Below are 12,183 nucleotides of genomic sequence, written 5' to 3' on the forward strand. Positions count from 1 at the left end.
CGGATTCTTCGCTCGAACGGGGTACAGTAACGCGACCGTGACGCGCCCGTTCGGGTGACTTCGTCACTGTGCGAGCAGTTACCTGACCTGGTTGTCGCCCGGACGGCCGAGGAGAGTGCATGCCCGACACGGCCCACGAGCGCGTCCCCGACCTCCAACCGGACCCCACGGTCGACCGGCGCTTCGGGCAGTTCTCCGTCCTCGTCCTCGTCATCAGCGTCGCCGCCGCGCTGCTCGTCTCCTGGTGGCTGCCGCTCACCCCCTCCGCCGACCTCATCGGGATCGGGCTCCTGCTCGTCCTCGCCTTCCTGGTCGTCGAGCAGGTCTCGGTCAACATCGACGTCCGCGGCGGGGTCTCCTGGACCATCTCCTTCACCGAGATCCCGCTCGCCATCGGGCTGTTCGTCGCGCCCTTCCAGGTCGTGCTGGCGGCGCACCTCATCGCGGGCGTCGGCACGCTGCTCGCCCGGCGCGTGCAGGACCGCGTCCTCTACAACACGGGCGCGGAGATCCTGGAGATCACCGCCGCCTTCTCCGTCTTCACGGTCGTCGGCTCCGCACTGCAGGGCACCGGACCCCGCTGGCTCGCGGCCTTCACCGGCGCGTTGAGCGCACCCGTCGCCAGCACCCTGCTCGCCCTGCTCGCCGTGCACATCCTCGGCCGCCGCATGCGGTTCGGCGCCGCCACCCGGCTCGTCTCGCGCACCCTCGTCCTCGGCCTGGTCAACGCCTCGGTCGGCGTCGTCGGCTACGAGGTCGCCACCAACGTCGCCTACGGCTGGCCGCTCGTGCTGGCCCTGCTCGCCGGCGTCTGGGCGCTCTACTTCGCCTACTCCGGCCTCCTCCGCGAACAGCGCGACCTCGAAGCCCTGTCCGAGGTCAGCCTGATCGTCGCGCGCTCCGGCCGGCGCGCGGCCGCCCGGCCGGCCACCGGGCAGGACGCCGCCACCGCGGTCCGCACCGACGACTGGCTCGGCGTCGCCAACCGGATCCGGGACCAACTCGGTGCCGCCCGCGTCGTGCTGCGGCTGCGGTTCGACCCGCAGGCCCCGATGCACACCGTCGTCGCCGGGGACGAGCTGCCGGCCGAGCCGGAGCCGGCCGAGCGGGCCGACGCGCTGCTGCGGCTCCCCGGCTCCCACGTCCGGCACTTCCGCCGCCTCGACGCCCTGCCCGAGATCCGGCACGCGCTCGTCCAGCGCGGCGCCCAGGAGGCCCTGGTCGTCCCGCTGCGCAGCGCCAGCCACCTGCTCGGCGTCGTCGAGGCGCACGACAAGCTGTCCCGCTGGCGCGGCTTCGGCCAGGCCGACCTGCGGATGATCGGCACCACCGCCAGCCACCTCGCCACCGCACTGGACAACCGCCGGCTGCTCGCCACGCTGCGGCACGACGCCTACCACGACCCGCTCACCGGCCTGCACAACCGGCCCGGCTTCCGCCAGCTCGCCACCGAGCTGCTCGCCACCCACCCCGGCTCGGTGGTGCTGCGCGTCGACCTCGAGGTGCAGCCCGCGATCAGCGACGCCCTCGGCTACGCCTGGTACGACCGGATCACGATCGCCGCCGGGCGCCGCCTGCGGGACGCGCTCGGCGAGGACACCCCGTTGGCCCGGCTCGAGGGCGGCGCGTTCGCCGCGCTGCTCGTCGGCGCCGACTTCGAGCGCGCGCACGAGGTCGCCGAGCTGCTCGTGGCCAGCCTGTCCGTGCCCTACCCGGTGGACCGGCTGACCGTCGAGGCCGGCGTGGTCGTCGGCTACTCGTCCCCGGCGACGTCCGAAGGGGTGGTGTTCTCCGACGCCGCTGGCGCCCCGCGGGACGGCGCCGGCGTCGAGCCGGACGTCGACGAGCTGCTCAAGCGCGCGGACGTGGCGCTGCGGGCCGCGCGCAGTGGCGGCGACCGGGTGCGGGCCTACGCGCCGAGCATGGGGCAGATGTTCCTGCGCCGGTTCCAGCTGGTCACCCAGTTCCGGCAGGCGCTGGAGACCGGGCAGGTCAGCGTGCACTACCAGCCGAAGGTGGCGCTGCCCAGCCGCGAGGTGCTCGGGGTGGAGGCGCTGGTGCGCTGGGTGCACCCGGAGTTCGGCCGGCTCGACCCGGACGAGTTCGTTCCGGCCGTCGAGGCCGCCGGGCTGGTCGACGCGCTGACCGACTTCGTGCTCGACAAGGCGCTCGTGCGGATCCGGGCGTGGATGGACCGGGGCCTGCGGATCGGCGTCGCGGTCAACCTGTCCGTGCGGAGCCTGGCGAACCTGGACTTCCCGGAGCTGGTGGCCGGCGCGCTGGAGCGGCACCGGGTGCCGCCGGAGCTGCTGACGCTCGAGCTCACCGAGTCCGGCGTGATGGCCGACCCGCAGCGGGCGCTGCCGGTGCTGCGCGGGCTGCACACGCTCGGCGTCGTACTGGCGGTCGACGACTTCGGCACCGGGTACTCGTCGCTGGCCTACCTGCGCCAGCTCCCGGTGGACGAGGTGAAGATCGACAAGAGCTTCGTGTTCGGCATGGGCAGCGATCTCGGCGACCTGGCGGTCGTTCGCTCGATCGTGGAGCTGGGTCACTCGCTCGGGCTGGTCGTGGTCGCGGAGGGCGTCGAGGAGGACACCGCCCGGGACCAGCTGGCCGCGATGGGATGCGACGTGGCGCAGGGCTACCTGATCTCCCGGCCGCTGTCGGAGGACCGGCTGGAGGCGTGGTTGCGGGCCAGGACCGCCCAGGCCAGAGGACTGCGGGACGAGACCGTGCTGACCCTGCTGTCGTAGGGGACCCCCTGCTTCGGGCCTCGACCCGGGCCATGTACAGTCATCTCGGCTCAAGCGGGAAGAGCACGCCCCAATAGCTCAGTCGGCAGAGCGTCTCCATGGTAAGGAGAAGGTCTACGGTTCGATTCCGTATTGGGGCTCGCAAGTGGGAGAGGTGTGTCCACGCTGCGGCGTGGACCTGGCTTGCTCGCTGTTATTCTGGGGGCCGAGCCCCCAGGCCCCAGCCAGGGGGCAAGCCCCCTGGACCCCCGGATGTGGTGCGGTTGCCCGGATGTGGTGCGGTTGAAGGGGACCGTGTCCGTTGGGTTCTGGGTCCATCGGGTTGGGTATGGCGGTGTAGCTCAGTCGGTAGAGCAAGCGGCTCATAATCGCTGTGTCGCCGGTTCAAGTCCGGCCACCGCTACGCGTTACGCAGGAGAGAGAGGCAAGGCCGTGGCTGGCAGCGACGTACGACCGAAGATCACCTTGGCGTGCGAGGAGTGCAAGCACCGCAACTACATCACCAAGAAGAACCGGCGCAACGACCCGGACCGCTTGGAGATGAAGAAGTTCTGCCCGAACTGCGGCACGCACCGCACGCACAAGGAAACCCGCTAGGTGCCGTTGGACCCGTCGTACGCGGGTCACGCGTACCCGCGCACGGAGGCCTACGAGGTCGGGCGGGCCAAGATCAGGGAGTTCGCGGACGCCATCGGCGACCCGAACCCGATGTACCGGGACGTCGAGGCCGCCGAGGCGGCCGGGTACCCGGACGTGATCGCCCCGCCGACCTTCGCCACCATCCTGTTCGGCAAGTTCTCCCTCGAATCCCTGGTCAACGACCCGGAGCTCGGGCTCGACTACGACCGCATGGTGCACGGGGACATGTCGTTCACCCACGAGCGCCCGGTGCGGGCCGGTGACCGGCTGACCGTGGTCACCCACATCGACGGGATCATGAACCGCGCCGGCAACGACTTCCTCAACCTCCGGGTCGACGTGGACACCGTCGACGGCGAACGGGTCGTCGTCGCGCGCGCGCAGCTGGTCGTGCGGGGGCCGGAGTGACCGAGATCGCCGTGGGTACCGAGCTGCCGCCCCTCTCCGTCCGGATCACCCGGGCCGACCTGGTCCGCTACGCCGGCGCGTCGCTCGACTTCAACCCGATCCACTGGAACGAGAAGGTCGCCGACGAGGTGGGCCTGCCCGGTGTGATCGCGCACGGGATGCTGACCATGGCCCTCGCCGGCCGGCTGGTCACCGACTGGCTCGGCGACCCCGGCGCGCTGATCGAGTACGGCGCCCGCTTCATCCGGCCCGTGATCGTGCCCAACGACGACACCGGCGCGTGTGTCGAGCTGACCGGCAAGGTCCGCGAGGTCCGCGAGGACGGCACCGCCCGCGTCGACATCACCGCCAAGTTCGACGGCAAGGCAGTCCTCGGCAAGGCCGTCGCGGTCGTCCGACTGCCCTGAGGGTCACCTTCAGGGCACTCCGCAGGCCTCCGTGAGGTCCGCCGCCGCGCGCTTGGTGTGCCAGATGAGTTCCGGCGGGAGCTCCTCCGCCCGGGTCGAGGCGACCACCGCCCATGCGTCCGTGCGCCGGCGTGCCAGCGCCCCCACGCAGGAGACCCCGTCGCGGAACTGGCCGTGCTCCAGCACCGGCCGGCCCGCGTACACGCCGGCCAGCTCGGTCTCCAGCTCGTCCAGATCGACCACCGTGCGCGCGGTGAACCGGCGCATGCCCTGCTCGGCCAGGTACGCCATCCGCCGGGCGCGGGGGAGCGAGGCGAGCAGCACCTTGCCCAGCGCGGTCGCGTGCGCGGCGACGTTCAGGCCGACCTCGAGGTCCTCCAGGTACGGCGACTCCGGGCCCTCCACCAGGTCGGTGATCACCACCCGCCCCGCCACGATCCGCGCGAGGTAGGCCGTGCGGCGCGTGGTCGCCGACAGGTGCCGCAGCACCTCCCGCGCCTCCGGCGGCTGGCCGAACGACGCCTGCAGGTCGTGGAACCGGAGCGCCACCGCCGAGCCGAGGTCGTACCGGCCGTCCTGGTCACGCACCAGGTAGCCCTCGTAGGTGAGGGTGCGCACCAGGTGGTAGGTCGTGGAGAGGTTCAGCGAGCAGCGCCGGGCGATCGCCTTGACGGTCAGCGGACCGGGTTCGGCACCGACCTCCTCGAGGATCCGGAAGGCCCTGGACACCGAGCGGACGAGGTCGGACGGCTCTGGCACTCGTTCGCGCATCCGTCACCGTCCCGCGAGGATTGTCGCCATCTGAAAACTTGCCGCTTCCGCGCGCGCGGCACCGATGCGAGCCTCGAAGCACATGTTGCTCGTGTTCGGGCGACTCCGCACAACGGAGACACCGCGGAGACACCTCGGAGACACCTCGGACACACAGCAGGACACACCGGACGCCGGCCCGGACCCCGCCGGAAACGCCCTGAACGGCGCCGACGGTGTCGACGGTGCCGTTCAGGGCACTTGGCCTACCGGGCCTCGCGCAGCAGGTCCCCCATGCGGGTGACGCCGGTGGCGAGGTCCTCGTCACCGAGGGCGTAGGACAGGCGGAAGTAGCCGGGCGTGCCGAACGCCTCGCCGGGAACCACGGCCACCTCGGCGTGCTCCAGGACCGCCGCCGCCAGGTCGACGCTGGTCTCCACGCGGGTCCCGCGGATCTCCTTGCCCAGCAGGTTCTTCACCGACGGGTAGGCGTAGAACGCGCCCTGCGGGGTCGGCACGTCGACGCCGGGGATCTCCGACAGCAGCTTCACGATCGTGCGCCGCCTGCGGTCGAACGCCTCGCGCATCTCGTGCGCCGCGTCGAGCGGGCCGGCGACGGCGGCCAGGGCCGCGCGCTGGGACACGTTCGCCACGTTCGACGACAGGTGGGACTGCAGGTTGCCGGCCGCCTTGGTGACGTCCGCCGGGCTGATCATCCAGCCGACCCGCCAGCCGGTCATCGCGTACGTCTTGGCGACCCCGTTCACCACGATGCAGGTGTTCGCCAGCTCCGGCACGACCACCGGCATCGACGCGGCCTCGACGCCGTCGTAGGTCAGGTGCTCGTAGATCTCGTCGGTGATCACCCAGATGCCGTGCTCCAGCGCCCAGCGGCCGATCGCCTCCACCTGCTCGCGCGGGTAGACCGCGCCGGTCGGGTTGGACGGGCTGCAGAACAGCAGCACCTTCGTGCGCGGGGTGCGGGCCGCCTCCAGCTGCTCGACCGACACCAGGTAGCCGGTGGACTCGTCGGTCACCACCGGCACCGCGACGCCGCCGGCGAGCGCGATCGACTCGGGGTAGGTGGTCCAGTACGGCGCCGGCAGCAGCACCTCGTCGCCCGGGTCGAGCAGGGTGGCGAAGGCCTGGTAGACGGCCTGCTTGCCGCCGTTGGTGACCAGCACCTGGCCGGGCAGCACCTCGTAGCCGCTGTCCCGCGCGGTCTTGGCCGCGATCGCCTCGCGCAGCTCGGGCAGGCCGGCGGCGGGCGTGTAGCGGTGGTTGCGCGGGTCCTTGGCGGCCTCGATCGCCGCCTCCACGATGGCGGGCGGGGTCGGGAAGTCCGGCTCGCCCGCGCCGAAGCCGATGACCGGTCGCCCGGCCGCCTTGAGAGCCTTGGCCTTGGCGTCCACAGCGAGCGTGGCGGACTCGGCGATGCCGCCGATCCGCGCGGAGATCCTGGTGACAGTGCTGTCTGCGACCATGGGGGAATCGTCGCAGATCGGCCGGATGGACGTCATCGCGGCCTCGGGAGGGCGCGGTTGCGGGGCGTGCGGACGCTTGCCGTACACTCTTGAACTTGGAAGTTGTCGACCAGCCCCACGAGGGACAGTGGGGTGGGTCGACTGCGTCCAATAGGGGTGTAGCTCAATTGGCAGAGCAGCGGTCTCCAAAACCGCAGGTTGCAGGTTCAAGTCCTGTCACCCCTGCGTCAGCGCAAGGTGCGAGATCCATCGAGCGGAGGAACTGGCGTGGTTGACGACGACCGCGACAAGGATCGGGACAAGGGACAGGAGCGCCCGTCTCGTCCGGTCACCGCCGCCGCACGGCGGGAACGCCGCGCGTCCGCTCGCCCCGCCGCGCGCAAGGACGCCGCGCAAGCCGGCGACAAGAAGTCGGACAAGGCCGAGGCCAAGGCCGACGACAAGTCCCGGCCGCGGCCGAAGAGCAAGGGCGGCGAGCGCAAGACCGGCGAGCACAAGGGCCGGCCGACGCCGTCACGGGACCGCAAGGAGCAGCCCGGCCTGTTCGCGCGGATCGCCCGGTTCCTGCGCGAGGTGGTGGCCGAGCTCCGCAAGGTCATCTGGCCCACCCGCAAGCAGATGATCACGTACACGGCTGTCGTGTTGGTTTTCGTGGCCTTCATGGTTGCCCTGATCGCGGGGCTGGACCTCGCGCTCTCCCAGGGCGTGTCCGCGCTGTTCGGCTGAGCCGCGCGTTCGCGGCCACGTGACATCGGGCGCGTTATCGATGAAAGGAAGCGAGACCGAACAGTGAGCTCCGAGAACGGCAGCCAGGAGCCGACCACCCTCGACGAGGCCGAGGCGGCGCTGCGCGTCGACGACACGGCCGACACGGCGGAGGACGCGGTCGGGGACACCGAGGCGCAGGCCGACGAGCCCGCTGCGTACACCACCGAGGACACGGCCGAGGTCGTCGCCGACGACACGTCCGACGAGGCGGCCGAGGACACCCCGGCCGACGACGTCGAGGACGCCGACACCGATGTCGCGGTGGAGGAGGCCGAGGAGGAGCCGGCCGACCCGGTCGCCGAGATGCGCGACGCGCTGCGCCGGGCGCCGGGCGACTGGTACGTCGTGCACTCCTACGCCGGCTACGAGAACAAGGTCAAGACCAACCTCGAGACCCGAATCCAGACCCTGGACATGGAGGACTACATCTTCCAGGTCGAGGTGCCGACGGAAGAGGTCACCGAGATCAAGAACGGCCAGCGCAAGCAGGTCCAGCGCAAGGTGCTGCCCGGCTACATCCTCGTCCGGATGGACCTGAACGACCCGTCCTGGTCCGCCGTGCGCAACACCCCCGGGGTCACCGGCTTCGTCGGCGCGACGTCCAAGCCGTCGCCGCTGACCATCGACGAGGTGCTGAAGTTCCTCCTTCCGCAGGTGGAGGAGGCCAAGCCGGCGGCGGCCGGGAAGGGCGCGGCGGCCGCGCCGGCCAAGGGTCCCGCGGTCGAGGTCGACTTCGAGGTCGGCGAGTCGGTCACCGTCATGGACGGCCCGTTCGCCACGCTGCCCGCGACCATCAGCGAGGTCAACGCCGACGGGCAGAAGCTCAAGGTGCTGGTGTCGATCTTCGGCCGGGAGACGCCGGTCGAGCTGTCGTTCAACCAGGTCTCGAAGATCTGACGAACGCAGACACGTAATCGAGCAGGGATAGAAATGCCACCCAAGAAGAAGAAGCTGTCCGCGATCATCAAGTTGCAGATCACGGCAGGCCAGGCCAACCCGGCGCCCCCGGTGGGTCCCGCGCTGGGTCAGCACGGCGTCAACATCATGGACTTCTGCAAGCAGTACAACGCCGCGACCGAGTCGCAGCGGGGCACTGTGGTCCCGGTCGAGATTTCCGTGTACGAGGACCGCTCGTTCGACTTCAAGCTCAAGACCCCGCCGGCGGCGAAGCTGCTGCTCAAGGCCGCTGGTGTGGACAAGGGCAGCGGCGAGCCGCACCGCAACAAGGTCGGCAAGGTGACCTGGGACCAGGTGCGCGAGATCGCCGAGACGAAGAAGGCGGACCTCAACGCCAACGACGTCGACCAGGCGGCCAAGATCATCGCCGGCACCGCCCGGTCGATGGGTCTGACCGTCGGCGACTGAGTAACCAGAACGCGTGGGAGGGCCGGGCGCGGCCCGCTACCACTTCCTGATTGGAATCAGACATGGCAAAGCGCAGCAAGGCCTACCGTCAGGCCTCCGAGCTGGTCGACCGCGACCGGCTGTACTCGCCGCTCGAGGCCGCGAAGCTCGCCAAGGAGACGTCCCGGGTGAAGCTGGACGCGACCGTCGAGGTCGCCATCCGGCTCGGGGTCGACCCCCGCAAGGCGGACCAGATGGTGCGCGGCACGGTGAACCTGCCGCACGGCACCGGCAAGACCGCGCGCGTGATCGTGTTCGCCACCGGTGACAAGGCCAACGAGGCCGTCGCCGCGGGTGCGGACGAGGTCGGCGCCGAGGACCTGATCGAGCGTATCCAGGGTGGCTGGCTCGACTTCGACGCCGCGATCGCGACCCCCGACCAGATGGCGAAGGTCGGCCGCATCGCGCGCATCCTCGGCCCGCGCGGCCTGATGCCGAACCCGAAGACCGGCACCGTGACCCCGGACGTCACCAAGGCCGTCGCCGACATCAAGGGCGGCAAGATCAACTTCCGGGTGGACAAGCAGTCGAACCTGCACCTGGTGATCGGCAAGGCCTCCTTCGACCAGGAGAAGCTGGTCGAGAACTACGCGGCCGCCCTCGACGAGGTCCTCCGCGCCAAGCCCTCCGCCGCGAAGGGCCGCTACCTCAAGAAGGTCACCTTCTCCACCACCATGGGCCCCGGCATCCCGGTCGACCCGGCCCGCACCCGCAACATGCTGGCCGACGAGCCCGTCGCCTGACCCAGCACACACGCGAAACGGCGCCCCGCGAGGACAACCTCGTGGGGCGCCGTTCCACTATCCGCGAGTCGTACCGTCCCGTCGCGCGAGTCGTACGTTCCGGTCGCGCGAGTCGTACGTTCCGGGAGCGTACGGCTCGCCGGACGGGAGCGTACGGCTCGCCGGACGGGAGCGTACGACTCGCGGGGTTTACTGGGGGAGGATCTGGGCGTCGACGGCGGCCAGGGCGGTGGTCACCGGCTGGAAGAAGGTGACGCCGCCGGTGGTGCAGTTGCCGGCGCCGCCGGAGGTGAGGCCGACGGCCTCGCCGTTCTCGGTGAACAGCGGGCCGCCGCTGTCGCCTGGCTCGGCGCACACCGTGGTCTGGATCAGGCCGGTGACGGTGCCCTCCGGGTAGTTCACGGTGGCCTCCAGGCCGGTGACCTCGCCGTCGAACAGGCCGGTCGTGCTGCCCATCCGGAACACCCGCCTGCCGATCTCCGCGTCGGCGGCCTCCTCGATCGGGAACAGCTCGCCGTCGCCCAGGTCGACGGCGCTGGGTGCGTCGACGGCCGGGTCGTCGTAGGTCAGCAGGGCGAAGTCGCCCTCGCCGGGGAACACGGCGTCCCGCACGGTGCCGATCGGGGCGCCATCCGGCGAGTCCGACCACTCGTCGGCGATCACGCCGCAGTGCCCGGCGGTCAGGAAGCCAGGGGTGCCGTCGCCGGTGACGACGTTGAAGCCGAGCGAGCAGCGCCCGCCGCCGGCGAAGATGGCGTCGCCGCCCTCGGCGAACAGGCTCAGCTCGCCGGGTGTGCGGCGCAGCTTGGCCGTGTCCTCGCCGAGCGTGTCGACCGTGCTCTCCAGGGCGTCCCAGGTGTCGCCGGTCACCGTGGCGTCGGCGGTGACGATCATCCGGTCCGTCCTCGGGTCGACCGCCCAAGCGGTGCCGGGGATGCGGTCCTGCCGGAGCTGGTTGAGCGTGGTCATCGCCATGTCCCGGTCCGACGGCCTCGGCACGGGTGACGTGTTCCGCTCGGCCTGGGCCTGCGGCAGCAGGACGGCGACCAGCGCCGCGACCGCGACCGCGGAAGCCCCGGCCACCAGGCCTTTCCTGCTCGTTGGACGGTGTTTGGCGCGCACTTCGCGACCTCCTCGGTAGTGGGATGCCCCACTACCGATACGAGGAGGACGCGGTGCCGGTTCAGGACGTCGTCGGGACGCTGGGCACGCCGGTGCACGTCTCCGCCTCGTGCGCGGTGACGATCCACTGGTTGGTGCCCTTGGAGTTCCAGTCGCGGGTGACGGTCATCCGGCCGAGCGGCGGACCGCCCTGCACACCGATGGTGCAGGAGCTGACGGTGACCGAGTCGGTGGTGGTTCCCCTGGTCACCGAGGTCATCTCCGCCGGGTTCGCGTACTCGGACTTCTGCCCGGGCACGACCTCGGCGTTCAGGCCAGCGACGACCTCCTCGCAGGTGTCGCCGTAGCTCGCGAAGTGCTCGGCGAAGTCGGCCCTGGCCTCCTCGGTGAAGCGCCCGCACGCGGACTCCGGGTCACCCTGCGCCACGTCGTCGTACACCCGTTGGACGGCCGCGCGCGGGTTCTCCTCGAACAGCAGGGTGCCCTCCTGCTGCCGGCCGCCGATCTGCGAGGCGGGTGGCTGGGCCGGCGGGCCGCCGAGGAAGTAGTCGATGGCCAGGTACCCGGCGGCGACGAGCAGCAGCACCACGATGACCGCGGTGGCGATCTTGCCGCCGACCGCGCGCAGCGCCCGCTTGACCGGGTTCTGCCGGGGCGGCGGACCCCAGCCCGGCGGCAGCCCGGGCGGTACGCCCTGCTCCCGCTGCTGGCGCATCAGCTCCTGGAACTGCTTGAACTCCTGGAACTGCCGGAACTCGTCGGGATCCAGGGGCGCGGGCTCGGACGGCTGCCGAGCCACCGGCGGCTGGGCCGGCGGCTGCGGCGGCGGGAGGATCAGCTCGCCGCGCGGTGGCGTCGGCTCGTCGCCGGGCGGACCCGGCGGCGGGTACGAGTTGTCGGCCACGGCTCCCATGATGCCGTACCAGGCGGGGGTGGTTGGAACGGCGCCGCGACCACCACGTATTCTTGTCGACGGTTCTACCGAAGACCGCTGGTCTCCGCGTAAGCGGACGAAGGCTCCCGACAGGGCGGCCCGCGCAGGGAGAACGAGGTTGTCGAGCGCCAGCGCGCTCCCACGCCCCGTGCCCCCGCGCCGGGGCGTTCGTCGTCTCCGGGGGTCCTCGACAGGCGGTTCACGCCACAGAGAGGAGGCGACCATGGCGAAGGCAGACAAGGTTGAGGCCGTCGCTGAGATCGCGGACAAGTTCCGCAACAGCTCGGCTGCCGTTGTCACCGAGTACAGCGGCCTGTCCGTGTCCCAGCTGAGCACCTTGCGTCGCGCTCTCGGCACGGGGACGAGCTACCGGGTCGCGAAGAACACCCTGGTCAAGCGCGCGGCGGAGAAGGCCGAGGTGAAGGGCCTGGACGCCCTGTTCGTCGGCCCGACCGCCATCGCGTTCGTCGAGGGCGAGCCCGTGGACGCCGCGAAGGCGATCCGCGACTTCGCCAAGGACAACAAGGGCCTGGTCGTCAAGGGCGGCTACATGGACGGCCGGCCGCTGACGGTGGCCGAGGTCGACCAGATCGCCGACCTCGACTCCCGCGAGGTGCTGCTCGCCAAGCTGGCGGGCGCCATGAAGGGCAACCTCACCAAGGCCGCCGGCCTGTTCAACGCGCCGGCGTCCCAGGTGGCCCGTCTCGCCGCGGCTCTGCAGGAGAAGAAGGAGCAGGCGGCCCCCGCCGAGAGCTAACACCCCACTTT

13 protein-coding genes and 3 tRNA genes are annotated in these 12,183 nt (G+C 71.1%); 12 read left to right on the forward strand and 4 right to left on the reverse strand.

Features of this window, described 5'->3' with window-relative positions:
* Positions 1–119: 119 nt before the first annotated feature.
* The 6 genes from JT362_RS29485 to JT362_RS29510 all read left to right on the forward strand — a co-directional run bounded on the left by JT362_RS29485 (position 120) and on the right by JT362_RS29510 (position 4,210).
* The gene (locus JT362_RS29485) at positions 120–2,756 is read left to right on the forward strand and encodes a putative bifunctional diguanylate cyclase/phosphodiesterase (RefSeq protein WP_260195116.1); all 2,637 of its coding nucleotides are present in this window, start codon (positions 120–122) and stop codon (positions 2,754–2,756) included.
* Positions 2,757–2,823: 67 nt separating this feature from the next.
* A tRNA-Thr gene (locus tag JT362_RS29490) sits at positions 2,824–2,896 on the forward strand.
* A gap of 190 nt (positions 2,897–3,086) precedes the next feature.
* Positions 3,087–3,159: transfer RNA gene (locus JT362_RS29495), tRNA-Met, on the forward strand.
* 29 nt (positions 3,160–3,188) lie between these two features.
* A complete protein-coding gene (gene rpmG / locus JT362_RS29500; RefSeq protein WP_260195117.1) occupies positions 3,189–3,353 on the forward strand; it encodes a 50S ribosomal protein L33 in 165 nt (54 codons plus the stop codon).
* A complete protein-coding gene (locus JT362_RS29505; protein ID WP_260195118.1) occupies positions 3,354–3,803 on the forward strand; it encodes an FAS1-like dehydratase domain-containing protein in 450 nt (149 codons plus the stop codon).
* A 5-nt stretch (positions 3,804–3,808) separates the two neighbouring features.
* Positions 3,809–4,210, forward strand: a complete 402-nt coding sequence (locus JT362_RS29510; protein WP_260195254.1) for a MaoC family dehydratase — start codon at positions 3,809–3,811, stop codon at positions 4,208–4,210.
* 9 nt (positions 4,211–4,219) lie between these two features.
* Here the strand turns inward: JT362_RS29510 and JT362_RS29515 are convergent, their stop codons facing one another.
* Both JT362_RS29515 and JT362_RS29520 read right to left on the reverse strand, forming a co-directional pair.
* Complete coding sequence (locus JT362_RS29515; RefSeq protein ID WP_260195119.1) at positions 4,220–4,981, reverse strand: IclR family transcriptional regulator; 762 nt, start codon at positions 4,979–4,981, stop codon at positions 4,220–4,222.
* A 245-nt stretch (positions 4,982–5,226) separates the two neighbouring features.
* Positions 5,227–6,444: a pyridoxal phosphate-dependent aminotransferase gene (locus JT362_RS29520; protein ID WP_260195120.1), complete on the reverse strand. Its 1,218-nt coding sequence runs from the start codon at positions 6,442–6,444 to the stop codon at positions 5,227–5,229.
* A gap of 152 nt (positions 6,445–6,596) precedes the next feature.
* On the opposite strand from JT362_RS29520, the gene JT362_RS29525 reads away from it, so the two are divergent.
* From JT362_RS29525 to rplA, 5 genes are all read left to right on the forward strand, one after another.
* Positions 6,597–6,669: transfer RNA gene (locus JT362_RS29525), tRNA-Trp, on the forward strand.
* 42 nt (positions 6,670–6,711) lie between these two features.
* The gene (secE, locus tag JT362_RS29530) at positions 6,712–7,170 is read left to right on the forward strand and encodes a preprotein translocase subunit SecE (RefSeq protein ID WP_260195121.1); all 459 of its coding nucleotides are present in this window, start codon (positions 6,712–6,714) and stop codon (positions 7,168–7,170) included.
* 63 nt (positions 7,171–7,233) lie between these two features.
* Positions 7,234–8,109, forward strand: coding sequence for a transcription termination/antitermination protein NusG (gene nusG, locus JT362_RS29535; RefSeq protein ID WP_260195122.1), 876 nt, complete (start codon positions 7,234–7,236; stop codon positions 8,107–8,109).
* A 33-nt stretch (positions 8,110–8,142) separates the two neighbouring features.
* The gene (rplK, locus tag JT362_RS29540; RefSeq protein ID WP_260195123.1) at positions 8,143–8,577 is read left to right on the forward strand and encodes a 50S ribosomal protein L11; all 435 of its coding nucleotides are present in this window, start codon (positions 8,143–8,145) and stop codon (positions 8,575–8,577) included.
* Positions 8,578–8,639: 62 nt separating this feature from the next.
* Positions 8,640–9,359, forward strand: coding sequence for a 50S ribosomal protein L1 (gene rplA / locus JT362_RS29545; RefSeq protein WP_260195124.1), 720 nt, complete (start codon positions 8,640–8,642; stop codon positions 9,357–9,359).
* A gap of 189 nt (positions 9,360–9,548) precedes the next feature.
* Here rplA and JT362_RS29550 read toward each other — a convergent pair whose 3' ends face one another.
* Together JT362_RS29550 and JT362_RS29555 are read right to left on the reverse strand one after the other, a co-directional pair.
* The gene (locus tag JT362_RS29550; protein ID WP_260195125.1) at positions 9,549–10,442 is read right to left on the reverse strand and encodes a S1 family peptidase; all 894 of its coding nucleotides are present in this window, start codon (positions 10,440–10,442) and stop codon (positions 9,549–9,551) included.
* A gap of 100 nt (positions 10,443–10,542) precedes the next feature.
* A complete protein-coding gene (locus JT362_RS29555) occupies positions 10,543–11,385 on the reverse strand; it encodes a hypothetical protein (RefSeq protein WP_260195126.1) in 843 nt (280 codons plus the stop codon).
* 253 nt (positions 11,386–11,638) lie between these two features.
* Here JT362_RS29555 and rplJ point away from each other — a divergent pair, with 253 nt between their 5' ends.
* The gene (gene rplJ / locus JT362_RS29560) at positions 11,639–12,172 is read left to right on the forward strand and encodes a 50S ribosomal protein L10 (protein ID WP_260195127.1); all 534 of its coding nucleotides are present in this window, start codon (positions 11,639–11,641) and stop codon (positions 12,170–12,172) included.
* Positions 12,173–12,183: the final 11 nt, after the last annotated feature.

This window comes from Actinophytocola gossypii (assembly GCF_025165815.1).
Classification (GTDB): Bacteria; Actinomycetota; Actinomycetes; order Mycobacteriales; family Pseudonocardiaceae; genus Actinophytocola; species Actinophytocola gossypii.

Coding starts and splice junctions, on each gene's coding strand:
- JT362_RS29485 (WP_260195116.1), top strand. CDS start 120: ATGCCCGACACGGCCCACGAGCGCGTCCCCGACCTCCAACCGGACCCC.
- JT362_RS29520 (WP_260195120.1), bottom strand. CDS start 6,444: ATGGTCGCAGACAGCACTGTCACCAGGATCTCCGCGCGGATCGGCGGC.
- rplA (WP_260195124.1), top strand. CDS start 8,640: ATGGCAAAGCGCAGCAAGGCCTACCGTCAGGCCTCCGAGCTGGTCGAC.
- JT362_RS29515 (WP_260195119.1), bottom strand. CDS start 4,981: ATGCGCGAACGAGTGCCAGAGCCGTCCGACCTCGTCCGCTCGGTGTCC.
- rplK (WP_260195123.1), top strand. CDS start 8,143: ATGCCACCCAAGAAGAAGAAGCTGTCCGCGATCATCAAGTTGCAGATC.
- rplJ (WP_260195127.1), top strand. CDS start 11,639: ATGGCGAAGGCAGACAAGGTTGAGGCCGTCGCTGAGATCGCGGACAAG.